This is a genomic window from Clostridium punense, from assembly GCF_017874425.1.
GTDB lineage: Bacteria > Bacillota > Clostridia > Clostridiales > Clostridiaceae > Clostridium_J > Clostridium_J punense.
Window position 1 is genome coordinate 77938 of record NZ_JAGGLL010000019.1, and the last position, 25061, is coordinate 102998.

Annotated in this window: 24 protein-coding genes and 1 pseudogene; 6 read left to right on the forward strand and 19 right to left on the reverse strand. The window is 30.6% G+C overall.

What is annotated here, in order from left to right; genetic code table 11:
* Positions 1–256: 256 nt before the first annotated feature.
* The 6 genes from J2Z44_RS12820 to J2Z44_RS12845 form a co-directional block, all read right to left on the reverse strand.
* Positions 257–517 carry a cupin domain-containing protein gene (locus J2Z44_RS12820; RefSeq protein WP_021282139.1) on the reverse strand — a complete coding sequence of 87 codons (261 nt, stop codon included), beginning with the start codon at positions 515–517 and terminating at the stop codon, positions 257–259.
* A 261-nt stretch (positions 518–778) separates the two neighbouring features.
* A complete protein-coding gene (gene cooS / locus J2Z44_RS12825; RefSeq protein WP_021282138.1) occupies positions 779–2695 on the reverse strand; it encodes an anaerobic carbon-monoxide dehydrogenase catalytic subunit in 1917 nt (638 codons plus the stop codon).
* 202 nt (positions 2696–2897) lie between these two features.
* Positions 2898–3845 carry a DUF6263 family protein gene (locus J2Z44_RS12830; RefSeq protein ID WP_021282137.1) on the reverse strand — a complete coding sequence of 316 codons (948 nt, stop codon included), beginning with the start codon at positions 3843–3845 and terminating at the stop codon, positions 2898–2900.
* Positions 3846–4213: 368 nt separating this feature from the next.
* The gene (locus J2Z44_RS12835) at positions 4214–4447 is read right to left on the reverse strand and encodes a DUF2164 domain-containing protein (RefSeq protein WP_021282136.1); all 234 of its coding nucleotides are present in this window, start codon (positions 4445–4447) and stop codon (positions 4214–4216) included.
* Positions 4434–5117, reverse strand: coding sequence for a nitrite/sulfite reductase domain-containing protein (locus J2Z44_RS12840; RefSeq protein WP_021282135.1), 684 nt, complete (start codon positions 5115–5117; stop codon positions 4434–4436). Before J2Z44_RS12840 ends, J2Z44_RS12835 begins: the two co-directional genes overlap by 14 nt.
* Positions 5118–5565: 448 nt before the next feature.
* Complete coding sequence (locus J2Z44_RS12845) at positions 5566–6144, reverse strand: hypothetical protein (RefSeq protein WP_021282134.1); 579 nt, start codon at positions 6142–6144, stop codon at positions 5566–5568.
* Positions 6145–6610: 466 nt separating this feature from the next.
* On the opposite strand from J2Z44_RS12845, the gene J2Z44_RS12850 reads away from it, so the two are divergent.
* Positions 6611–7183 carry a nitroreductase family protein gene (locus J2Z44_RS12850; RefSeq protein WP_021282133.1) on the forward strand — a complete coding sequence of 191 codons (573 nt, stop codon included), beginning with the start codon at positions 6611–6613 and terminating at the stop codon, positions 7181–7183.
* Positions 7184–7343: 160 nt separating this feature from the next.
* On the opposite strand, the gene J2Z44_RS12855 is transcribed toward J2Z44_RS12850, so the two are convergent.
* Positions 7344–7592 (reverse strand): hypothetical protein, encoded by a 249-nt coding sequence (locus J2Z44_RS12855; protein WP_021282132.1) that lies wholly within the window; start codon positions 7590–7592, stop codon positions 7344–7346.
* A 330-nt stretch (positions 7593–7922) separates the two neighbouring features.
* Between J2Z44_RS12855 and J2Z44_RS12860 the strand changes: the two are divergent.
* A pseudogene (locus tag J2Z44_RS12860) lies at positions 7923–8719 on the forward strand (flagellar motor protein).
* Positions 8720–8721: 2 nt separating this feature from the next.
* On the forward strand, positions 8722–9495 hold the full coding sequence (locus tag J2Z44_RS12865) for a flagellar motor protein MotB (RefSeq protein WP_021282128.1): 774 nt from the start codon (positions 8722–8724) through the stop codon (positions 9493–9495).
* A gap of 161 nt (positions 9496–9656) precedes the next feature.
* Here the strand turns inward: J2Z44_RS12865 and J2Z44_RS12870 are convergent, their stop codons facing one another.
* From J2Z44_RS12870 to J2Z44_RS12890, 5 genes are all read right to left on the reverse strand, one after another.
* The gene (locus J2Z44_RS12870) at positions 9657–10592 is read right to left on the reverse strand and encodes a CobW family GTP-binding protein (protein WP_021282127.1); all 936 of its coding nucleotides are present in this window, start codon (positions 10590–10592) and stop codon (positions 9657–9659) included.
* 102 nt (positions 10593–10694) lie between these two features.
* Complete coding sequence (locus tag J2Z44_RS12875) at positions 10695–10925, reverse strand: thioredoxin family protein (RefSeq protein WP_021282126.1); 231 nt, start codon at positions 10923–10925, stop codon at positions 10695–10697.
* 193 nt (positions 10926–11118) lie between these two features.
* On the reverse strand, positions 11119–12096 hold the full coding sequence (locus J2Z44_RS12880) for a permease (protein WP_245353295.1): 978 nt from the start codon (positions 12094–12096) through the stop codon (positions 11119–11121).
* A gap of 376 nt (positions 12097–12472) precedes the next feature.
* Positions 12473–12844, reverse strand: a complete 372-nt coding sequence (locus J2Z44_RS12885; RefSeq protein ID WP_021282885.1) for an ArsR/SmtB family transcription factor — start codon at positions 12842–12844, stop codon at positions 12473–12475.
* Between the two features lie 378 nt (positions 12845–13222).
* On the reverse strand, positions 13223–13423 hold the full coding sequence (locus tag J2Z44_RS12890; protein ID WP_021282884.1) for a hypothetical protein: 201 nt from the start codon (positions 13421–13423) through the stop codon (positions 13223–13225).
* A 395-nt stretch (positions 13424–13818) separates the two neighbouring features.
* Here J2Z44_RS12890 and J2Z44_RS12895 point away from each other — a divergent pair, with 395 nt between their 5' ends.
* Positions 13819–14757 carry a hypothetical protein gene (locus tag J2Z44_RS12895; protein ID WP_209649633.1) on the forward strand — a complete coding sequence of 313 codons (939 nt, stop codon included), beginning with the start codon at positions 13819–13821 and terminating at the stop codon, positions 14755–14757.
* Between the two features lie 404 nt (positions 14758–15161).
* Here the strand turns inward: J2Z44_RS12895 and J2Z44_RS12900 are convergent, their stop codons facing one another.
* From J2Z44_RS12900 to J2Z44_RS12930, 7 genes are all read right to left on the reverse strand, one after another.
* On the reverse strand, positions 15162–15416 hold the full coding sequence (locus J2Z44_RS12900; protein ID WP_021282881.1) for a hypothetical protein: 255 nt from the start codon (positions 15414–15416) through the stop codon (positions 15162–15164).
* A 167-nt stretch (positions 15417–15583) separates the two neighbouring features.
* A complete protein-coding gene (locus J2Z44_RS12905) occupies positions 15584–16744 on the reverse strand; it encodes a murein hydrolase activator EnvC family protein (protein ID WP_021282880.1) in 1161 nt (386 codons plus the stop codon).
* A gap of 871 nt (positions 16745–17615) precedes the next feature.
* Positions 17616–18290, reverse strand: coding sequence for a uracil-DNA glycosylase (locus tag J2Z44_RS12910; protein ID WP_021282931.1), 675 nt, complete (start codon positions 18288–18290; stop codon positions 17616–17618).
* A gap of 343 nt (positions 18291–18633) precedes the next feature.
* Positions 18634–18819: a DUF6440 family protein gene (locus J2Z44_RS12915; RefSeq protein WP_021282932.1), complete on the reverse strand. Its 186-nt coding sequence runs from the start codon at positions 18817–18819 to the stop codon at positions 18634–18636.
* Positions 18820–18893: 74 nt separating this feature from the next.
* The gene (gene larB, locus J2Z44_RS12920; RefSeq protein WP_021282933.1) at positions 18894–19640 is read right to left on the reverse strand and encodes a nickel pincer cofactor biosynthesis protein LarB; all 747 of its coding nucleotides are present in this window, start codon (positions 19638–19640) and stop codon (positions 18894–18896) included.
* Between the two features lie 176 nt (positions 19641–19816).
* Positions 19817–20320: a hypothetical protein gene (locus J2Z44_RS12925; protein ID WP_021282934.1), complete on the reverse strand. Its 504-nt coding sequence runs from the start codon at positions 20318–20320 to the stop codon at positions 19817–19819.
* Between the two features lie 14 nt (positions 20321–20334).
* A complete protein-coding gene (locus J2Z44_RS12930; RefSeq protein ID WP_209649634.1) occupies positions 20335–20892 on the reverse strand; it encodes a GNAT family N-acetyltransferase in 558 nt (185 codons plus the stop codon).
* Positions 20893–21123: 231 nt separating this feature from the next.
* On the opposite strand from J2Z44_RS12930, the gene J2Z44_RS12935 reads away from it, so the two are divergent.
* Both J2Z44_RS12935 and J2Z44_RS12940 read left to right on the forward strand, forming a co-directional pair.
* Complete coding sequence (locus tag J2Z44_RS12935; RefSeq protein ID WP_209649637.1) at positions 21124–23202, forward strand: helix-turn-helix domain-containing protein; 2079 nt, start codon at positions 21124–21126, stop codon at positions 23200–23202.
* 307 nt (positions 23203–23509) lie between these two features.
* Positions 23510–24889 (forward strand): MATE family efflux transporter, encoded by a 1380-nt coding sequence (locus J2Z44_RS12940; RefSeq protein ID WP_342591517.1) that lies wholly within the window; start codon positions 23510–23512, stop codon positions 24887–24889.
* The last annotated feature ends 172 nt before the right edge of the window (positions 24890–25061 follow it).

Sequence of the window (25061 nt, forward strand, 5' to 3'; positions counted from 1 at the left end):
TCTAATATACTTTAAATATCTAGGGTATTCTTAATGTGAACAAATTTCACAGCCCCCCTACTTATCCTGATTTATTTTGCCCTTTCTTCTTTATATTATTTACGATAATTATTATATAATAGTTAGTTTAAATAATGCTTTTAACACTGAGTAAAATAAAACTTCATCCTATAAGTCTATATATTCTTCAAAATAAAATAAATCCTTCGGCTAAGCTTACCAAAGGACTTATTAACTATCAACAATTTACTGCTACTTATTCAATTACAGGTACTAAAAATGAGGTAACATAAAGATTACTATCAGTTCTTAGAGCATGCATCACTCCTGCTGGAACTATAAAAGCTTTTCCAACGGTTAGCTGAACTTCTCCATTCTCTAAAACTCCAAAACCTTCTCCCTTAATACAATAAAATATTTCATCATTTTTAGGGTGTTTATGAAGAGGTACATTTTTTTCTGCATTAATGTGATAAACATTTGTAACTACACTTGCTTTAATATTTTCTAAATCCATATTATCTCTCCTCATTATCATGTTATAATACACAATTCTATCAAATAATTATGTATATGTAAATTGAATAAATATCTATTCACTTTTATGAATATGCTTCTATCATATTTAAGTAATATGATGGATTGCAAAATCATTCTTAGTTTGTTTTATAAAAATCATTATAGAAAATTAATTTAGTAATCTATAATACTTGCTTAATAAAAGATAAAGAGGAGCATTCTTAAATAACAATTTAAGAATCCCCTCTTTTTTATAGGATTAGCTTAATCCCATTGCTTTTCTCTTGCTATTTATATGAGTTTCTATATCTTTAGCAACTTGAACAGGGTCATCTCCTAAAGCAACCTTGCCACCAGTTACTCCTTCTACCTTATTAGTTAATAAATCAACTAATTCTGGAGCTCCTGTGATAAATGGTACTGGAGATAAATGAGTATATGCTCCATAAGCTACAGCAAACACTCCATCTATAGTAGCCTTTTGTTCCATCCATTCTGGTGCAGTTACAGCTATTGGTAGGTCTGGTACGTCTACATTTAAGTGATCTGCTAACGCTGTTACAAGCATTGATATTCTTCCAGTATCTGTACAAGTTCCAAAGCTTAATACTGGTGGTATTTGTAGTGCATTACAAACTTCTCTTAAGCCTTCTCCAGCCATAGTGTTGTTTGCATCTAAGTTACAAAGCCCTGCAACCTCTAGAGCATGGTTTCCACATCCACCAGCAACCACTAATATATCTCTCTTAATTAATTCTTTTGTAAGGTTTACTGTCATCCAGTCTTGTGGACCATTTCTTAAAGTTGAGCAGTTTGCAAGAGCTACTACTCCTTTAATTTTTCCTGCAACTATTACATCTACAAGTGGCTCTAGTTTGTTTCCAAGGGCTCCTAAAACTGCTTCTGTAGAGAATCCAGCAATAGCCTTAGTAGTCATTTGAGGAACCATTGGTTTTACGCTATCTTTTCTCTTTTTAAAGTTTTCTATAGCAAGGTCTATTAATTTATCTGCCATTGTGTCAACTTCTGATGGGTCATAAGGAATTTTGTGCTCTAACCCTGGCATATCTATAAGCGTACTTACTGCAACTAAAGTAGCCTGATATTTCTCAGCATACATATCTATTGCTGGTGGTGAACAGTTTTCTTCCATAGCAAATACATCTACAGTACCAGTTGCTAGAAGTGGCTCAATTGCAAGCCAGTTACCCATAAGCCCTACGAATATATCATCTACATCAAATCTTTGTAATAATTCTTGACCAGTTTCTATAGAACCTACTATACGAAGTCCTTTTGCTCCTGCTGCTCTAGCTCTATCTTGAACATCCATTCCTCTAGCCTTTTGCATAGTGGCAACTCCTGCCCAAGGTTGATGTCCATTGAATACTATATTTACGTATTCAGGGTCCATTATACCAAGGTCAACATTAACTTCGTGAGGAGTTGGTGTTCCAAATAATATATCTTGAACCATTTCAAGACCTATTTGAGTATTATATATTGTAGCAATACCAAGTCTTAATGCCTTCATAGCAAGAGACACATGGCTTCCATCTACATTTGTTAAACAGCTTGCTACACAGTTTTGCTCTTCATGAACAGTTCCTGCTGGGTAGATTCCAATTTCTCTCCATTTTTCTTGTCTTTTCTTTGGAGCAAAGGCTTTAACCATAATGTTTTCTTCTTCTACCCCAATTCTTTGTTGGTCCTCAAGTAAAACTGCAAGTTCAATTGCCATGTCATTTACTTCTTGATTAGTATCTATACCAACTTTTTCACACATCCATTTTAACTTGTCAACATCTTTAATTGTAAAAGGTGTTTTTCCTTCAGCTGTTGCTTTTAGTGTACGGAAAGCTTCGTAAGCATGGTGGCTGTAAGTTCCAGCTCCCATAATATTATGTAATAAAAATTCTCTCATGGCCATAGCATCAGGTCCTATACCACATACCCCTTTAGTTTGGCCGCCCTTCTCACTTATTCTACAAGGTCCGTTAGAACATAATTTACAGCTTAGTCCCTCTAGACAGAACTTGCAACGAATTTTTTCTTGAAGTGCATATCTATCAAATACGTTAGACATACCATCTTCTCTTATTCTTTTTACCATTTCCTCTACTGAATCATGGTAACTTATACGGCCCTCAGTTTTTTCTAATATAGTTTCACCCATTAAAGTTTCACTCCTTTAGTTTTTTCTGTACTAAGTTTTCCCATAGAAATGTTTAATTATGTATAAGAAAAAACATAAATACATTATTATCTAGCTTAGCACCTTTAGTTTCTCAATAAATATTTACACTTGAAAACCTCAATACAAATAAATTTTTCCTTTCAATATGTGCTTTGCTTGAGATTATACATAAAGTGTGCTCTTACTGCTTTTTCATTTCAAAGGTAGTTTTAGCATCTATAGTAATTGGCATTGTAAGTCCCTGCGGTGCAAAATCACTAGGTTCAAAAACTATGCTTCCTGCCATCTTTTGAGTTGAGTTTCCACTTTCAGCTATACCTGTATTTTTATTAAGTTTAAAGGTTCCACTTTGATTTCCGCTTAAATCATATCTAGCTCTTATTCCCATCATATCCATAGGCTCAGCACTGCTAGTTTTTATATCTGAAGTCATATCTATAGTTAATAGGTTTCCTTGCTCCTCTTTTAAATTGTATTTGCTTGTCATAGTTATTGGATATCCCATGTTTATAGTTTGTATATCCTCCCAAGTATCTCCTACTTTGATATCATTTTTAGGATATATCTTTGTAACTTTTGAAAAAGATTCCTTAAGAGCTTCATCCCCAAAATTTTGCTCCAAAGCCTGCTGAATTGCCTGCCTTGTTTGAGGATCGTCAACCTTTAAATTGTTTAACATATCACTCATAAGCTTATCTACTCCTTGAAGTTCAATAACATTTCCTTGTTTATCTACTTTCATGGTAATTGATTTACCTATGATTCCTCCATAAACTGCTGCTAAAGGATCATCCGCAACTCCACCCTTTGATGAGTCGTATTGAATGTTTTCTCCGTTTCCAGTAATATTTACTGAAACACTATCAAAGGTGGTTGTAATAGTAGACACTCCCTTATCATCCACTGCAGACACATCATAGGTGTACCCCATATTTATATTTTGATTTGTTTGAAGATTTTGCCCTTGTAGAGTTTGAACTATTTTCTGCTCAATAGTTTGCTGAACCTTATACTTTTCTCCTTGCTTTACATTAAAACCTAAATTCATTTTCTTAGGACCACAGGAAGTAAGGATTAAAAGGGACATTACTAATAGAAAATAGATTGAACCTCTGTTTTTTAACTTCATAATTTCTCCTCCTCTTATTAATGCTTTTCATAATTAGTTCTCTAAAACTTCATTCACAGACTTACTCAGAAATAAAAAATAGCTAACATCCTTGCTAGCTATTTTTAGATGCCCTTATAGAAATAGTTTCTCAAAGCACCAATTAATATTCCTTTTTAAAAGATTTTTATTTAAAGTTTAAATTATGGATGAATCATACCACTACCTCTTCTTCTTTACAAAATTTATAAAGAATTCAATGCAAACTCCTATTCCCTTATTTTTATATATAAGGCATTTTCAAAAAATAAATAAGTCAGTATGTTTGTCTATTTTGAGTTGTTATTTATTTTCAAATGCCTAAAACTCAATTTTCTATGCCATATAGTTTACTTCTGAATTCCTAGTAAATCCTCTACTCTATCATTCATATAAACATAAGAATCAAAGACTCCTTGATTATAAAACTCAGGTCCAAGTTTTTCTATAATAAAATCTACCAGTAATCCTGCTGCTAAATCTCCTAATTCTTCTTCTCTTTCATTATCAAAATAACGTTGTATCTCTGAAATCATATCCGCTCTTTTTTCTTTAGTTATATTAATTTTATTACTTTTCTTCATTCTTAACTTCTAACCCCGCTCTTTCTAATACTTCCTTTTTAAAATTATCAATTCCTATTCTGTCAACGAAAAATCCTAATTTTTCACCATCTTCGGCCTTTTCTTTGTAATAGTCAAATATGGTGTCTACTAACTTTTCTGCATTCTTTTCGTCTAAATCTACAGCTACAACATCTGCAAGCCTTGGATTATAACCAGCTGACCCTCCAACGGTAACCATAATTCCTGTTTTGTCAGCTATGACTCCTACATCTTTACTATATACACTTCCACAAGCATTTCTACATCCTGCAACTCCGATTTTTGTTCTACAAGGCATTTCTGCCCAATGATATTTTCTAGATAATCTCATTCCCATTCCAATGGTGTTATGCTTAGCTCTTTTACAGAATCCCGCTGGGCACATTTCTACATTTTTAACGGAGTTTTGTGTTTTTACTGCTGGCACCATGCCAAGTTCTTCCCATATTGCAGGAAGATCACTTTCCTCTAAGTTTGTAATTAGTATTCTTTGACCTGAGGTTATTTTTAAAACCCCATTATATTTTCTTGCTACTTTAGCAATTTTCTCTAGGTTATCAGGGCTAATAAATCCTCCTGGTATATGTGGTGTAATCCCAAATTTTCTTTTGCCATCTCTTATTTTTTGTAGATTTCCGTAGTGACTCACATTAAATCCCTTCCTTCTCCAATTCTTATTACTTTTTCACCTTCTGTATCATAGAGACTTTTTATTGTAACATCTAGTTACTTATTTTGTCCTCAATGATAGTATAATTATCTATGAAATAATTCTTTAAATCTGTGTTATATTTAGATTTTTCTTGTAATATTGTAAGATTATTTTACCATATCTATAAGCTCACTTAATAGCCTTATATGTATAATAAATGTCAGGTTCTAATGCATAAATGGATTCCTTATTATAACCTACGTATTAAAGGAAGCTTTCTTTATGTATTATGGACTAGAAATGTTTTTCCTAGATATATGTATTGAATTTTAAAAATATAAAAGCTAGAGTTCCCAACTTAATGGTAACTCTAGCTTCATACTCTAATAAAATTCTAGAAACCGCAAAAGAGATTTCTTGTAGTTTTGTAACTTTTTTGTGAGTTCTATGACACCCCTGTACCTATATTTTTTAATTCCCATTGTCCATTTTTATATAAAGCCTTGTAGGTTGGAATAACTGCTCCTAAATTACCATACCAAGAAGTGGTTTCAACTATTGCCTCATTTCCCTTAAATTCTCTTAAATCCAAATAAAGCAGTGTACCATTAATAGTTGCTGATATTTGATTATTTTTCTTTTCATTAATTATAAAAAATGTCTTATTGTCTTTAATATCCTCAAACCAGTATACCTTTGGCGATAACACCTCTAGCCCTTGTCGTACTTCTTCTTTGGACTTTTCACTAAGTCCCTTAAGAGTATCTTTTTTTATTGCAATGAAGTCATTCCCTCCATTTGCTATGTTAAATGCATCTTTCATCACAGCTATATACAATTTAACTCTCATTTCTTCTTCCTCAGGATTTTCAATGCAACTAAGTTTTTCACTTACTTCACTCTCTACTATAACCACACTAGCTTGAACAGCTTTATAGTCTTTATTTATGCTTTGTAAATATATTGATAGAAAAATTGTTAAAAGCATAACCCCAACTAACATCTTATTAATTGTTCTATTCATTAACGTTACTCCTTCGCCTTTCATAGCTTTAGTTTGTATACAAACTTTTGCTGTAATTTTTCATAATATATTATTATTCATTTATCATAAATTTATAATTAATATGCAAGTTTATAACACTAACTATATAATCTCATACATAAATAAATTTAATTCATTATCTTCTATAGTGTTTAAAGCTGTTTTAAAAAACTTTGTGCTAATACTTTGCCATCTATATTTCTCTATACCTATAATCCTAAACACTTTAAGCTTAGCAGTTAAAATTTTTCAAAGATAAAATGAAAAAATTTATCTATTCAGTTACTATAACTAATGTTAAATATGTTAAAATATATTTATAATTACTGAATCAAAGTTAAGACTCAGCTTATTTGGGTCATCTACCTTGGTTTCCCTAAGTCTTTAGGAGATATATAATTAAAATATTCACTACAGAAACCTATAATTGAGAGGAGTTTTTGAAATGATTAAGGATCTTATTGTTAAAAACAGAACCTACAGAAGATTTTATGAAGATGTGAAAATTGATGAAAATACTTTAAAAGAGTTAGTGGATTTAGCTCGTTTATCCTCCTCTGGTGCTAACCTTCAGTCCTTAAAATATATCATATCTTGCACAGAGGAAAAAAATAATGCTATATTCCCTCATTTAAGATGGGCTGGTTACCTAAAGGATTGGAATGGACCTGAAGAGGGAGAGAGACCTACTGGTTACATTGTAATGGTAGCAGATAAGGAGATTAGTAAAAACTACTTCTGGGATCATGGAATTGCTTGTCAAAGTATCCTTCTTGGAGCTACTGAGAAAGGCTTAGGTGGCTGTATGTTTGGTTCTATTGACAGGGAAAAGCTTGTTGAAGCACTGAACATTCCTGAAAGATATGAGTTACTTTTAGTAATTGCTCTTGGTAAGCCAAAGGAAGAAGTTGTTCTTGAAGATCTTAATGAAGCTAGAGACATTAAATATTATCGTGATGAAAATAAAGTTCACCATGTGCCAAAAAGAAAATTAGAGGAATTAATTTTAGATCTATAATATTATAAAGGCATAAGCTATTTGTAGCTTATGCCTTGTATTTTAAATTCAGCTGTATCTGTTCCAATAATTAGGATAGATTTTACTAACTATTAGTCACTTTTGAATGTAAAATATGAATGTATAAATTTTATTAGAATACACTTCTTAATTATGTCTCTTAGTTTTTCTCTAGTTGAACTGTTATTCCTGACTTTTTAAATGCATCTATTATACTTTCTAAGTTAGTATTTGTTCCACTAATTAATGGACTTCTAAGGATTAAACATATGCCTCCTGGAGAAGTTAGTTCTAGTAACCCTAAAAGTTTAATGGTAAATCCAGGTGGCAAATTAATTTTAGCTATTTGTCCTTCCATATCTGGACATTCATGAGAATTGTTGTTGCTTGACATATACTCCTCAAACATTTTAGCACCTCCATTTATATTGGGCAATTTAGTATTTTTTAAGTGAGCTTCTGTTAGTTTCTTTAGGCTTATTTGCCTTGCACCTATAACTCACTAGCGGAACCCTTATTGGCGTAATATATCCTATGCTAAACTCTTAGCAATTGTTCCCTTTTATACATATCAATGAAACTATAACTAAGCTTAAGGAAATACACGTTTTTTTCTTCAAAAATACTTTAATTTCGTTCCTAATAATTTTTGTTTTATGTAAATAAATGATAAAATTACCATATAGGTGTTTAAATTACTAATCAATTACTTCTAGCTTTAATGAATTTTATAAGGGGGATTATCATGTCTGGCTATTTAGGTTTGATTATTGGTCTTATGTCATTGGTTTTAGGGTTTATGTTAGAAGGCGGTCATATATTAAGTTTATTGCAACCTACTGCAGCTTTAATAGTTTTTGGTGGAACAATTGGGGCCGTTATGGTATCTTTTCCCGGTGAAGAATTAAAAAAATTTATAAAATCAATTTCCATTGCCTTTCATGGAAAAAAAGAAACAATAAGGATTTGATAATTTTTTTTAAAAACATTGCTATAAAAACAAGAAAAAATGGTCTATTGAGTTTAGAAGAAGATATTGAAAAATCCGTAGATTTGGATCCTTTTATAACTAAGGGCTTAAGAATGGTAGTGGATGGGGTTGAGCCTGAAGTGTTAAAAAATGCCCTTGAGCTTCAGCTTGAAAATATGGTAGAAAGGCATAAAGCTAGTGCATCCATGTTTGAAGCTGCTGGTGGATATGCTCCTACTATGGGGATTATTGGAACAGTTCTTGGCTTGGTTCACATTCTTGGTAGCTTGGATGGCGACCCTGGGCAATTAGCTCCTAAAATTGCTACAGCCTTCATTGCAACACTTTACGGAGTAGCATCTGCTAATGTTCTCTGGTTACCCATAGGTAATAAATTGAAGGAATTAAATAAGAAAGAAATCAATGAGAAATTATTAATCATTGAGGCAATTTCTCTTATACAGCACGGGACAAATCCTAATATTATTGAGGAACAACTTAAAGGTTTTCTTAGTAATAAAGAAATCCTTGAATATAATTCAACTTCTAATAATGGGGTGATTTAGCAATGAAAAAGTTTGAAGAAGAACACAACGGTAATCATGAACGCTGGTTAATTACCTATTCAGATTTAATCACATTATTGCTAATCTTTTTTATCATCCTCTATTCCTTTAGTAAAATAGATCAACAAAAGTACACTGCTCTTACTAATGCGCTTGGTTCTGTAATGGGTACCGGTACAGGAAAATTAATTGGTGAAGGTGGTGGCGGTGATGGTGTTATACCGCTCCCTGTACCTGGAAATAATGATGACAGCTCCTCCGCTGAGGTAAACTCTGGAGAAAATACTAATTCCACTGAAAAAGATAAGCTCGAAGAATTAAAGGGACAAGTGGATAAATATCTGAATGAAAATGGCTTAAACTCAAATGTGAATACTATGATTGAAGACCGTGGCCTAATTATTAGGGTGGATAACACTATTATATTTGACTCTGGTAAGGCTGATATAAAGGATATCTATAAATCTAAATTAATCCAAGTTGGAAAAATGCTAAACTCTATAGAAAACTATATTCGTATTGAAGGTCATACAGATAACGTTCCAATAAAAAATTCACATTTTGAATCTAACTGGCAATTATCTGTAATTAGAGCTACCAATGTTACAGAAATGTTAATCAATGAAGCTAATATTAATCCTAAAAGGTTATCTGCAGTAGGCTATGGAGAATATAGGCCCATTTCTGATAATACTACCACAGATGGTAGATCAAAAAATAGAAGAGTAGATATAGTAATAATGGATACAAAATTCAATAAAATTGAAGGAAATTAAAGGCTTCTAGGATGAGAGTTTACCTGATTCATACCCAAAAACATTAATGGAATCAAAGTAAAAACACTGAAATAAGCTTAAGTTTTAACTTTGATTCCCCAATTATAAAGACCATGTCTATTTGAAACAAGTTAGGCTTTAACAGTTCTTTTAGAAAAAATTTAGTTTTTAAGTTCCATTTTCTTTCCTATAATTTCTTCCCAAGTATCAAAAATAGGCTTAATAACCTTTGGTCCAACCTTTGAAATAAATACTAATTGAGAAACCTCTTTTTCCTCACAAGGCTTAAAATCAATGTTTTTTCCTACTACATCTACTTGATTCCATCCATCCTCTAGCTTAAAGAACCCTTTTATTCTATAGCAATCCCCTTTTATAACATCTAAAAAGGCTGAAAGTTTTTCTTTTTCCACAACTCCATCAAAATTCATAAATAAACTCTTAGGTTTAGTTTCTGGTGAATTTGTAGTTTCTTCTCCTTCTACCCATTTATTTTCTAAAAGATTTTTCTCTAAGAATTCAAATTCAATTTCCCCCTGAGAACAAATTTGAATATCACATTTAGGATTTATACTTCTTACATCCTCAATGACATTCTTAAGATGATTTTCATCTATTAAATCTACCTTATTTATTATAGCCATATGGCAATGCTTTAGCTGACGGTTAACAGTTTCTAAGTCTCCTAATTGTTCTAAGAAGTTTGCTCCATCTATAAGACAGATTACACCCTTGAAATCATAAACATCACCAACTAAAACTTCTACCCCACCTAAAATTTCCTCAACATTAGAAGGGTCTGCAAGTCCTGAACTTTCCACAAATAAATATTTCAAATCCATCTTTGACATTTCCGCCATAGCTTGAGCGAAAGACAATTGAAGACAGGAACAAAAGATAGAACCCTTATTAATCTCTATCATCTCTATATTATCTCTTTTAAGAATAGTTCCATCTATGCCAAGCTTACCAAACTCATTTTGAATAACTCCTACCTTTTCCTTTTGCAGCTTATCTAAGATTTTCAAAAGTACTGTGGTTTTTCCTGAACCTAAAAATCCTGTAAGTAAGTAAAGATTGATCTTTTCTTTAGTCATTTTTTATCTCCCCTTTAAATTAAAAATACTATATAAGAAACCAAAATTATGGTTTAACTTATGTATAAACCTCTCTTGGTTCCCTTAAAGCTTAAATTCATGTTATTTTAAAATTTTCTTTATTTCCTCTGTAGAAAGTACTCTTCCCACAGACTTAATTTTTCCATCTACCATGAAGCCAGGAGTACTCATAACTCCATAGGAAAGTATAGTTTTTAAATCTTCAACTTTCTCTATAGTAGCTTCAATCCCTAGCTCTTCAATAGCCTTTTTTGTATTTTTTTCCACCTTATCACATTTATCGCAGCCATAACCTAAAATTTTAATTTCCATTTTTATTCCCCCCTGAATTTAAACTTGATTTATATTAGAGACTTTATTTCATAAACTTTAATTAAGGTATCAATTAGCTTTTTGCTGTAATAATTTTGTGAGCAATTTTATCATGTTATCAAAAGAATCTACCTAAATTGAACAATTGCCTAACAAGAACTAATAACCTTGAAGCCACCAAAATAAAAACCAATTATATAAATAAATAAGATAATGCATTAAAAACGTAGCCTATTATTAAAATTCCTGTAGTTACTATAAAAACAAACAAACCTAGCAGCTTCTTTTTAACAACTTTACTTAACATTATAATTGATGGAAGCGAAAGAGCTGTAACTGCCATCATAAAGGATAAAACAGTTCCAACACCAACGCCTTTTCCAAAAAGTGCTTCTGCAATAGGTAAAGTTCCAAAAATGTCTCCATACATAGGTACTCCTATAATTGTTGCAAGTACCACAGCAAAAGGATTGTTTACACCAATAATTTTCTCCACAAGTTCCTGAGGAATCCAGTTGTGAATAGCAGCACCAATACCCACACCCACAAGAATATATACCCACACTCTGTGGACTATTTCTATAACCTGACTTTTGCAGTAGGCTATTCTATCTTTTCTAGTAGTTTCTATAACTTCCCCTTCCACATTAGGGATTGCAAACACATAGTCCTCTACATATTCCTTCATATTTAACTTATCAATAATAGTACCACCAACTATAGCAAGAATTAGCCCCACCACTACATAAGCTATAGCTATTTTAGCTCCAAAGAAGGACATTAAAACTAGTAATGAAGCTAGATCCACTAAAGGTGAGGATATAAGAAAAGAAAAGGTTACTCCAAGGGGTAGTCCAGCTGAAGTAAAACCTATAAATATAGGAATACTAGAACAACTACAGAATGGAGTTATAGTTCCAAGTAAAGCGCCTATAACATTTCCCTTTATCCCTTTAAAATTGCCAAGAATTTTCTTCGTTCTCTCTGGTGGAAAATAACTTTGAATATAGGATATTAAAAATATTAATACGGATAACAGTATAAATATTTTAATACTATCATAAATAAAAAAGTGTATACTACCACCTAATCTATCCTCTATTGAAAGCCTAAAGACTTTCTCAACCAGTAGCTTTACTAAATCCCAAAGCCATGTCATTTTTAGCAGCATATTATTAAGTCCATTAAATATACCTTCAATAATACTCACTAACATCCACCCCTTATAAAAGTTTTTATAATAACTATAAGCTAATAAACAACTAAACTTTTCTTGATTTTAGTGTTTAGCTTACTTACCTAAAAAAACTTATAATAACTAAAATCTACAATTAAGCAAATTGAATCTCCATCCACTTACCTCTTGATAGTTTTATATGTTTTTTAATAAGGCATCTGAAAATAAATAACAAGTCCAAGATGTGAAGGATATTTTGTGTTCACAAGCAAGCTTGTGCAGACAAGGAAACAGGTTCCGCAGATAGTGGGGCTATCTAAGGGTTCTGTTGACACAGTATAGCACAAAATAGACGAGCAGATTGACTTATTTATTTTTTGAAGATGCCTAAATCAATACCTTTAGTTTTACAAGATTCTAAGTATTTTTCTGCCTCCTTACTTCTTTCCATATCCTTTTTAAGTACTGGATAATTCTCTAACCCTTCTACTATCTTATGTATAACATCTTTAAAAAGTTGATTTTCAATGTTTAAACAATAGAATATAAATTGTTCTTTTCTTTCGTCCCTAACAAGCCCCATATCTCTTAGCTTGGCTAGATGCTTTGAAATTTTAGGTTGAGACTCTTCCATAATGCCACACATTTCACACACACATAGTTCTTTATGATAGAGTAAAACTAAAATTCTAACCCTAGTTTCATCAGATAATAATTTAAAAAAATCTGTTAGCTTATTCAAAATAACACCTCCATCGAATACTTATATACGCATATGGGTATATAAGTATTATAACTCATTCTATTCATTCCCGCAACAATTTGTTAAATGCTACTAATGTTTATATAAGTTTATTATGTAGCCTTCCCCTTAACATTAGCTCTACATTCAATAGTTTTTAAAAGTTTATCATTAGTATTTTTGCGTTAAATTTAAATCTTCTTAATACCAAATCTATGGAAACCTTCTCATAAAAAAACAAAATTTGGTATAGAAAAAGGCTGTAAAACAAGTGATAAACTCACTATTTACAGCCTTTTAATAACAATTAATTTTTAGAAATATCATAAATCAATAAGAATTATTATCCAGTGTATACAAGTCTCATTGAAAATTACTTTATTGAATATATTCAACTGCTAAAATATTTTCCTTCCGAAAGTGCCTAATACCATGACGTAAATAACAAAATGCCTCTATATCTTCATCCCTTATTTTTAAGACCTTAATTTTCCTTTGGGTTATTTCGCTATTTTTCATATACATTATGTTGATAGCCTTATGTGCTTCTAAAGATGTCTTTAAATAATTATCATACATTTTTTTAACACCTCTCAATTAGAACTATACTAATATTATACCATAAAATCTAAAATTTATCAAACACTTGTTCGTGTTCCCAAAGAATATATTTTGCTCTTTTTACTTCTTTCCTTACATAATCCTATAGCTTATCTATAAAAAATAATTTATAATAATTACTATAATTACAGGGTACTTAATAAATTTATAATAGGTTTATATATTTAGGCATTTTCAAAAAATAAATAGGCCAGAATGATGATATATTTTGTGTTATACTACGTCAACAGAACCTTTAGCTAGTTCCATTATCTAAGGAACCTTTTTTCTTGTATGACTAGAGTATACTTCACATCTTTGACTTGTTGTTTATTTTAGGATGCCTTAACTTATTTAAGAAATGAGAGGATAATATGTTTTTTGAAATTACAAATGAAATTATTAAGGTAAAAGAAAAGGTAAGGGAATGTGAAAAACTTCAAGGTATGCTTAAAGATGCTAAGAAAAACCTTGAAAGAGAAAGTGTAAGACTTGAGGATTTAAAAATTGAGCTAGACAGAGAAGCCTTAGATGTGAAAAAGTTAGAAGGCTTAACTATTCATGCTTTATTTCACACTATTCTTAGAGACAAGGAAGATCAATTACAAAAAGAAAGACAAGAGTTACTTCTTGCTAAATTAAAATATGATGAATGTGCTAATAGTGTTGCTTCTTTGAAAGAAGTTATTTTAAAATATGAATCTTCCCTAGCAGAGTGCAGTCATTCTCAAAGTGAATATGAAGCCTTAGTTGAAGAAAAGAAAAAGCTTATATTTAACGTAAATGATAAAACTAAACTTCAGTTAATTAGTATTACTGAGGATCTAGCTGCCCTACAATCTAACATAAAAGAACTAGAAGAGGCTATTTCTGCTGGAAATGCAGTTTACTCTAAATTGCAAGACATAATTTCTTCCCTTGAAAGTGCAGAAAACTGGGGTACTTGGGACATGTTTGGTGGCGGACTTTTAGCTACTGCTTCAAAACATTCTAAAATCGATGAAGCAAATGATCATGCTTTTATTGCTCAAAATCTTATTAATAAATTTGAAGCAGAGCTTAAGGATGTAAGTATTGGTTCAGACCTTACTTTGAATGTAGGTAGCTTTAGCACCTTTGCAGATTACTTTTTTGATGGTCTAATTTCAGATTGGGTTGTCCAATCTCAAATTGAAGAATCACTTCAAAATGTAATTAATGTAGCTAATAATGTAAAAGTTATTATTAATAGACTAAGCAGTTCTTTAATAACTACAAAGGAAAAAGCTAAGGCTAAGAGAGAAGAATTAAACTCATTTATTGAAAGTGTGTAGTATAGAAAATTTACTAATCTTCATATTATCTACACAACTTTATATTAAATTATAAGCATAGTAAGTTTTATCAATACCCCATCCCAAAATTTGATTTAACTTTACCCCAATAATAATAATTTTCATAATTTTACTGAAGGTGCTATGGAGTTATCCAATAGCACCTTCAGCGTTTTAGTATAAAATTATATTGTTTAGTTTTTGTATTCTTCATTACAACAATAATACTTTTTCTAGGCTTCGCATATGTGATTCATCTCTTCTTCATGGTCCATATTTTCCTTTGCAATACAAAAATACCTTAAGACAAACTAGATTTATTTATCTAACTTATCTCGAAGGTATTTTAAAAGTTTTAAATATCTTTTCATTTATAAAGGTTCTTATAGCTTGCAGATTTCCCCTTATTCACTTTGTTCCTTTTTTTCACCACAGCAAGCTCCATCCTTCATATTTCTAAACATCATAGGAATCATAAGTACCATCATTATAGGACAAATAAATGGAGTAATGCTTGCAAGCATAGTCTTAGCTCCTACTCCAATGTTAAGTAGTGGTAGTATCCCAACAATCAAAATTGGGAGACCACAACATAGTCCCATCATAAGCATGTGTTTCATTGGCTTGTGTTTTTTATCATTACTTTTATCACATTTCATACAATATACTCCTTTGAAAAGTTTATTTTATTTTGTTTTATTATATATAACTTATATGAAGATATAATGAAGAAGCTCTTATTTCCTTATAAATTTACATAGAAAAAAAGCCCTTAAGGCTTAAAATCCTAAGGGCTTTTGCTACACTATATTTTATACAGTATTATTTAATATATATAATATGGAGTTGGGTCCATTCTTTGACCGCCTGAATCTCTTACTTCAAAGTGTATATGTGGTCCCGTTGACCAACCAGTAGAACCTACTACAGAAATTTGCTCCCCACCTTGAACCTGCTGCCCTTCAGTTACAAGTAACTTTGAGTTATGAGCATATAAAGTACTTATATCCCCATGGTTTACAATAACTACATTACCATAGCCATTCATCCAACCAGCATACACTACAGTTCCCGACATTAAAGAATATACCCCTGAACCATAAGGTGCTCCTATATCAATTGCTGGGTGAAATTCTCCATCACCTTTATATAATCCATCTCTATAACCGTATGGTGAAGTTATTTGATATCCAACTCCTCCTGTAATAGAGAACATATTTCCATCAGATACATGAGTACTTCCAGAACCTCCCCTTGAAGGTCTTGAAGGGCTTTCTAAATTTTTTATTAAGGCAGCTACTTTCTGATATTCTTCTTCGTTTTGCGCAATAATCTTTTGTTGAGATTCTATATCTTCCTCTGCCTTAGCTACTAAAGTATTTTTTTCATCTCTTTTAGTGTTTAATTCATCCAATTTAGTTTGTGCTAAAGCTTTAGAGCTTTCTAAACTTTTATGTTCTGTCTCAAGAGTTATTAGTGTAGTGTCCAGTTCCTCTTGGTTTTTCTTAAAATCTTCAATAACACCTTTATCATATTTTATAAGGGTTGAAATTACTTCTATTTTTTCTAGAAAATCAGATAACCCCTTTGATTGAAGCAAAGTTTCTACATAACCTTGCCCTTGGTTCATGTATAGGGCTCTCATTCTTTTCTCCATTATTTTTTTATTTTTTTCTAAGTCCTCTTTTAACTTATTTAATTTTTTCTCTAAGGCGGTTATTTCTTCAGTGGTATTCTTAATCTTTAAATTTAAACCTTCCACTTCTTCATCAAGGACTGAAATATTATTGTTTAAATCTTCTACTTCTTTTAATATATCACTTTTAGTATTTTCTAAAGCTTTAATGGCTTCCTTACTTTCATTTATCTTTTGTTGTATGTTATTAGATTCTTCCTTTTTGCTATCTAACTCACTAGCCATTACTGTTGTAGTTAATAAATTCCCACATAGTACTGCAGCAATTATTGCTTTAACCGTTTTATTCATAATTCCTCCTTCTATAAAGCTTGTCCTATGTCTACTTTAAGGAAAACATAAGGTTAAGACCTTATAATAAATTATTTCTATATGATTTATGCAAACTTCATCCGGAATTTAATTCAAGTACATGTAAGCAAATATCCCTATTACTTAAGGGCACAATCCTCATGTGTTAATCATGCTATTAATATGTATTAAAATAACCTTCTGTTATAAATCTAGAAAAAGATGCATATTATTATATTGCGCAAAAGGTTAAGTAGTTTTTAATGTTGTTACAAATAAAATGTGTATATAGATATATTTATTACAAAAAATTAATTATATTACTAAAATATAAAATTCCCTGCTAATATTATAACTAAAAGTACTATAATATTACAACCCTTTATCTGTTCCAATTATTTCCCCTTACATATATTCTACACATTCTGATAATTACCTTCAAATATTTGGCTAAAGTTTGCTATTTCTTTATAAATTATCATAGCTACATAAAATTAAAATAAAAGAGTTAGGCAAACATAGTACCTAACCCTGAAATTTAATATTCGATTGCTTCTGATTATAGCTTAATTTAGACGACAGTTATGTAACTTTACAGTACTACTTAATTGATAAAAAGTTATGTAAATGGACGCTAATACTAGAATTTCTAATTTTTATAGTCCATATACTTTGATTCTTAAGTTATATAAGGCATTTGAAAATAAATAACAAGTCAAAGATGGGAAGGATATTTTTAGTTAGGCAAGGAAACAGGTTCCGCAGATAGTAGCGCTATCTAAGGGTTCTGTTGACGCAGTATAACTAAAAATAGACAAACATACTGACTTATTTATTTTTTGAAAATGCCTAATAGTTTCTATTACATAACTTATATATTTTGAATTTGCCAATCAATAGGTTCCTTCCCTATTTTCTTAAGTATTTCATTAGCTTTTGAAAAATGTTTACAGCCAAAAAAACCTCTGCTAGCTGAAAGGGGACTTGGGTGAACAGTGGTTAATATAAAGTGATGTTTGTTGGTAATTAGCTGCCCCTTTTCTTTAGCATTATTTCCCCAAAGAAGAAATATCACTGGCTCTTCTCTTTCATTTAAAAGTTCAATTACCTTATCAGTAAACTTCTCCCACCCCTTATTTCTATGGGAATTTGCTTGACCTTCTCTTACAGTAAGTACAGCATTTAAAAGTAACACTCCTTGGTCTGCCCAAGGAACTAAGTACCCGTTATTAGGAATAAAACAGCCTAAATCTTCTTTAAGTTCTTTATACATATTCAATAAGGATGGTGGTGTTTGAACCCTTGGCTGAACTGAAAAAGAAAGTCCGTGGGCTTGGTTTGGCCCATGGTATGGGTCTTGACCTATAATAACTACCTTTACATCTTCATAAGCTGTTAGCTTTAAAGCATTAAAAATATTATGTTTATCAGGATGAATTGTTTTTGTCTTATACTCTTCTATTAAAAACTCTCTTAATTTTAAGTAATAATCCTTTTTAAATTCATTCTCTAGAAGTTCATCCCATTTATTGTTAAAAGTAACCATTTTCTTCTTCCTCTCTATAAAAACTTAATATAATCTAAACATTATCTTTATAATTTCTTCACATTGCTTTGTTATTATACTATTATAGTCAATAAGGCATCTGAAAATAAATAACAAGTTCAATATGTGAAGGATATTTTGTGATAGACAAGAAAACAGGTTCCGCAGATAGTGGGGCTATCTAAGGGTTCTGTTGACGCAGTATAGCACAAAATAGACGAGCAGATTAACTTATTTATTTTTTGAAGATGCCTACAGTAAAGTAATGCTTTTTCATTAATCCCCTAATGAAAATAGAACTAGTAAACATGGTTTTACTAGTTCATGCTTTTTTGTAGCACTTTTACCTTTCTACAAGAGTAACTATTGGTTTTCCTTCATTATCTACTAGCAGAGTTAATCCTCCTGCATATCCAGCCCAAGTAAATAAATAGTTTACTCCTGTTTCCTTATCCACGAATATCTTACATCCCTCTCCGATTGAACTTTCTTTGTGAATAACTTCAAACCTCTTATTATTCTCAAACATATTAACCCCTCCTCCTATAATATACCTATAACATTTCATAGAAACTTTTTAATAAATTATTTACTACTACTAGTTTATAATTTATTAATCATACTAGCCTGATAAGCAGCTCCAAAGCCATTATCAATGTTTACTACACTAAGTCCACTTGAACAACTATTAAGCATACATAAAAGTGCTGAAACTCCTCCAAAATTTGTACCATACCCTACACTAGTTGGAACTCCTATAATTGGCTTATCTACAAGTCCACCAATAACGCTAGCAAGAGCACCTTCCATACCAGCCACAACTATTACAACCTTAGCTCCTCTTATAAGATCTAATCTGTTAAATAGTCTATGAATTCCAGCAACTCCTACATCTACAATCTTTTCAACTTTATTACCAAAAATCTTAGCTGTCTCATAAGCTTCTTCTACCACTGGTAAGTCGGAAGTTCCTGCAGCTACTATAGCAATGTAGCTATCTGTACTATGCATTTCCTTTTTCTTTACCGTAATAGTTCTTCCTAAAGTATTATACTCAGCTTCTGGACAAATCTTTCTTACTTCTTCATACATTTCTTCTGTTGCTCTAGTTCCTAATATGTTGCTTTCTTTACTAGCCATAAACTCAAAGATTTTTTTCACTTGCTCAACGGTTTTTCCTCCACAGTATATTACTTCTGGATATCCAACTCTAAGCTCTCTGTGACTATCAATATTTGCAAATCCCATATCTTTATAGGGTAAATCTATAAGCTTTGTTACTGCATCATCTATATCTATTTTTTCCTCTTTAACTAATTGTAATAATTCCTCTAAAGAACTTTTGTCCATTTTACTTCTCCTTCTACTTATCCTAATAGTTTGCTAATTTGATTTATTATGTTCTATTAGCTCACACTTTGCCTTTTAACCTATTAACGTATGTTATATGAACTGATTTTATTGGACTATATATACCTATAAAGCTTATACTTTCACTATTTTTCCTTGTATTTTATAAGTTTTACTTAATATTTCATAGCATATTTTTCTCCGATTATATATTTTATTTCATCCATGATATCCTGTGCTTCCTTTAAAGTTGTTGCAGGAGCCACTAATACTTTATTATTTCCTACCCCTTCTTCATTAGTGAGCCTAAATTCAAGGCTATTAAAACTTTTATCTACAAATACTCTCCCAAGGCTCACAAAAATCCCATCTACAGGAGAGTTTTCATCTCCATTCCAATATAAAACCTCTGAAAAAGAGTCTTTCAAAAGTTGAAAATTAGCATGAGGGTACTTTTTATCATTAATATATATGTGCCCCCTAAAGGTATTAGGTTTAAAAAGTTTTCTGTAGGTGTAGCCCTCAAACCTTATAGATGCGTTTTCTATTCTATCCTCTGCTGCTTTATTAAGTATTATACCCTGAAGTTCCTCAGAAGTTTTTATAGGTTTAGAATAATATATAAAGGTTAAGGCAACAATAAAAATCGTTGCCAGTACAATTATTCTTTTTTTATTCAAGAACTCGCCTCCCTCTACTCATCTCTTTTTTTCCACTCACATTTTAATAAGTCCATGTATACCACATCTGAATATTTGCCAGTTCTACTATCAAAATAGCCCTCTCTAATAACACCAATTTCTTTAAAACCTAATTTTTTATATAATTTTTGAGCTCTCTTGTTATCTATCATGGTAGTAAGTTCAATTTTGTTTAAATTCAAAAATCTAAAAAGGAAATCTATGAAATGAGTCAATGCATCTTCCCCGTAACCTTTTCCTTGTTCTTTTAATTCACAAATTTTTATTCCTAGTTCACATTTTTGATTTCTGCTATCCCATCCAGAGTAGTTCATTTCTCCTATAGGTTTTAAAGTATCCTTATCACAGATTATGAACCTCTTTTGCTCTGGAAACATAGCTGTACTTTCTATTTCTTTTAAAATATTTATTTTTATAGCTTCCTTACTTTGTAACGTCCCATAACAATGGGTCGCATGGTCCATCAGATTACTATCATTCCACCACTTATATAGATACTCTTCATCCCCTAATTCTAATTGTCTTATTATTACTTTTTTCCCTTGAATCATGTTAATCCCCCAATTTCACTTAAGTATTTATTAGTATAAGCACTAGTCTAGAAACCTACTTTATCTCCAGCTAAAAGTTATGTAAAAGGTTAAGAGTATTTAACTTTTTAACTAATTGCCTATATTAATATTAACATAAATTAGTAGATTATAGACTGTGAAAGGATTAAATTTTTATGTTATTATAATTTATAATATCCTTATGATTCCAAATTCAAAGGAGGTTTTCTTTTGAGAAGAGAATATATAAATTACCCATCAAACATCCCTATGACTGTATCTTATGTAGATATCAAAGAATATCCTATTCATTGGCATTATGCTATAAAAATTATTTATGTTCTTAAGGGTACCCTAGAGGTCTATATTAACTCAGGAAAATACGAAATTCATCAGGGTCAATTAGAAATTATAAATGTAGACGAAGTTCATCATCTTCATAGTAAGGAAAATAATAAAATACTAATTTTTCATATAGATCCCTATTTTTTTGAAAAGTATTATTCAGATATAAAAAATATGTTTTTCTATACAAAATCCTCATCCTTACATTCTCAAAGTAGTGAGGAGTATGATGAACTAAGAACATATTTATCTAGAATATTATGTGAAGTAGTTCAAAAACAAGAGGATTATGATGAAGAAATTGAGGATTTATTGGTTAAACTTCTCTATCACCTTATAAATAATTTTAATTATTTAATTTATGAGAAGGAAGAACTTAAGGATGATGCTAATCAACTTCAAAGATATCATAGTATCTCAAAATATATTTTTAATAATTACAACAATAACATAACACTTAAGGATATTGCCAACAACGAATTTTTAAGTCCTCAATACTTATCTCATGAAATTAAATATGCTACTGGTTATAGTTTTACAGACTTAATAAATCTCACTAGGGTAGAAGAATCAATAAAATTGCTTCTTGATACAGATAAAACTATATCAGAAATTTCAGAGGAGGTAGGTTTCTCTCATACAAGATATTTTAACAAAAACTTCAAGTTGAACTATAAGGTTACTCCGTTACAATTTAGGAAAAAGTACAAAGCTGATGAGGTTCAACTAGAAAAGCTTAAAAACTTTGAAATATTAGATTTAAATGAAAGTATTTCTTATCTTTCATATTTTTTAGAGGACTATGACAGGTTTAATTATGAGGATAAAATCTTCCAAATAAATATAGATATGAGTAAGGACTTAGGTAACTTTAATAAAAACTTTAGGACTATTATTACTCTTGGAGATGCCTTTGATCTTCTCATTGAAGATAACAAAGACACCCTAGAAGAAATCCAAAATGAAATTGGATTTAAATATGGTCGTATTCTTAATGTATTCACCTCTGATATGGCTATATTTCCAAACTCCAGATTTTGTAACTGGAATAGAACAAAAGACGTTTTAGAGTTTTTATACTCAATCAATCTTAATCCACTTATTGTTATTGATTCTAATGGTTTTACTGAAGAAAACTTTATGCAAGTCATGGAATCCTTTATAAATTATTTCAGTGATTTAGAGTCCTTAGATTTTAAAGCCTTTAAGTTTGAACTTAGTAGTGAGCTTCCAGAGACCTTAAAATTCAAAATACAAGAATTATTTATAAATAACCATAATATTGAAATCCACGCTAACTACACAATGGATAAAATTTCACAAATAAACCCTATCTATGATACAGGCTATATGCTTCCTTATGTAATTCATAACCTTCTAGCAAATAAAGATAGCTTGCCTTTTTTAAGAGCTTTTGATGTTTTAGATAAACAGGTAGACTTAACCAATGAAGTATTTTTCGGATATCCTGGTTTAATTAATGATAAAGGTATAAAAAAACCTTCCTACTATGGTTATTATCTTTTAAATAAACTTGGTGATATTTTAGTAGCTCAAGAAGATGGATACATTGTTACTAAAACTGAAGATGAATATCAAATTTTACTTTATAACTTTCATCAGGATATAGATAAGCTAATCCCCTTAGAGAAATTTTCAAAATTAAGAGGGGTAAAAAATGCTACTTCAAAGAAGCTTTCTTTAAACATAATAAATACCTGTTCTGATATTAAGATTACTAGCTATGAAATAAGTGAAAAACAGGGTTCTTCTTTTAACTACTGGCTCCAAATGGGTAGCCCTAAAAGATTGACTAAAGAAGAAAAGGAAATTCTTTATAAAGCCTCATTTCCCCAAATTAGATTTCAGCATTTCAAAAAAAGTGCTGTAATAAACCTTCAAACTTTACTTAAAAGCTATGGTGCAATTCTCATTTTAATTAAAAAAGTACAAAACCATCCTTAATCAGGTGGTTTTGTGCTTTCTTTTATATTTAGGAATAGGTAACTTTATCATGAAAGTACCTTTTATTCAGCATAGAAGTGAATGTAAGAAATTCGTTTAATTTCTATAATAGAATTATAAGAACTAGTTTTCAAAAATAAAACCTTATTTTCATTAATTGAAAATCATGAAAGCTTGTTTTCTAATTTATAAGCATTATTTTACACCCTAAATAATATTGAAAGAGGATTGATAGTTTGATTTACTCTATAAAATCACGAAAAGACATTTATATAGATTACTTAAAATTGAGGTGGAATTCATGGGAATGGACGATAGAATTTTTTCTGAAGGAAAAATTAGTAAGATACTCTTAAGATTTGCTATACCAGCTATTATTTCGTTATTAGTAGCTGAACTTTATAACATGGTGGATACTATATATGTTGGTCGCTACATTGGACCTAATGCTATTGCTGCACTAACTATATCCTTTCCAATTCAAAGATTTTTAATTGCTCTTGGTTTCTTAGTTGCTGTTGGTACTTCAACTTATGTATCACGCAATCTAGGTGAAAAAAACTTCTTAGAAATAGAGAAAACCATAATTAATGCTTTTGTAACTATCCTAATTCTAATGGTAGTTATCCCTTTATTGATATTTTTATTTAAAGAGTCTATACTCTATAAACTTGGAGCTAGTAGTATAACTTATCCTTTAACTAATGAATATGTATCGATAATTTTAATTGGTGCTATATTCCAATGTTTAGGCTTAGTTGCTTGCTATATTATGACTGCCTTAGGAAATACAAAAATAACCCTTTATGCCAATTCAATTGGTGCCATATTAAATGTTATTTTGGATTATATCCTAGTAGCCCATTATGGAATAGGTATACAAGGCGCTGCTATTGCAACTGTATTTTCTCAAGTTGTCTCCTTTTTCTTCATTGTTTATAAGTTTAAGGATGTAGTAAAAAGCTTTAAAATTAAAGTTTCAATAAAAGCAATTTTCTCTTCCTTAAATCTAGATATAATCATGGGTATAATTGCTATTGGTTTTTCTACCTTTGTAATTGAAATTTCTGATGCAGTAGTATCTGTAATACTAAATAATTTGCTTTATTCTAAAGGCGGAGATACAGCAATTATAATCATCGGAGTAATCACAAAAATCTCCATGTTTATGTTCATTGCAATAATTGGTATAAGCTCTGCTATGCAACCTATAGTAGCCTACAATTTTGGAGCTGAAAAATATAATCGGATGAAAGAAACAGTTAGGGCTTCAATTAAAACCGTAACCTTTGTATCAATAATTTTTGCTGGAATTCTTGGTTTGTTATCTAATGAAATTATAGGCTTTTTTCTAATGGATAAAGAAATATTACCTTCAGCAGTTAAAGCTTTTAGAATTTGCATTTCATTACTTCCCTTTACTGGCATATATTATATTGCTATCTACTATTACCAAGCAATTGGTGAAGCTAAAAAAAGTTTCTTATTATCTGTTTTTAGACAACTTGTAATTTTTATCCCTTTGGCATTTATTTTTGTTCAAATCCTTGGAACCTTAGGCGCTTGGATAGCTTATCCTGTTTCTGATTTAATCTCTGCTTTAGTATCTTCATTTCTTTTAAATAAAGCGTCAAAACAAGATATGTTCTCTGAAAAACTACCTTGTAAAAAAATTGCTTTAAATTAACTTATAAGAAAAACTGCTTCTATATATAACTTTAGAAGCAGTTTTTTATTTTACAATTCTATTTGTCATTCTAATTTTAACTCATATTCCGAATAACTTAATTTTCCAATTAAGCAATTAATTTTCTGTATATTTTTCAGTTCAATTTGTCTATGATTTTTATATAAACCAT